Annotated in this window: 1 pseudogene; it reads left to right on the top strand. The window is 70.0% G+C overall.

Going from position 1 to position 310, the window contains the following annotated elements:
• A pseudogene (locus EOC06_RS38765) lies at positions 1 to 310 on the top strand (hypothetical protein); the annotation flags it as partial.

Raw genomic sequence — 310 nt, forward strand, 5'->3', positions numbered from 1 at the left:
TCGGTATCCTGGCGATGTCGGTCGGCGGCGGCGGCGGCGGCGGCGGCGCGGCTTCGACCGACGAGGAGATCGTTGGCGGAGGCAGCGAAGGCGAGACGTCCGTCGGCATCGGCGCGGCGATCGGCCTCGCCGCGGGTGGTGCCGGCAATGGCGGCACGGTCTCTGTTACCAACCGGAGCCTGATCGTGACCGACGGCGCCGATTCGTATGGTATCAGCGCCAACTCGATCGGCGGCGGTGGTGGTGTCGGCGGCTCGGCGACATCGGGCGTATTGGGTAAATATGCGATCGGTGGGGCGCTTGGTGGGGC

This window comes from Mesorhizobium sp. M7A.F.Ca.MR.362.00.0.0 (assembly GCF_004023175.1).
Classification (GTDB): Bacteria; Pseudomonadota; Alphaproteobacteria; order Rhizobiales; family Rhizobiaceae; genus Mesorhizobium.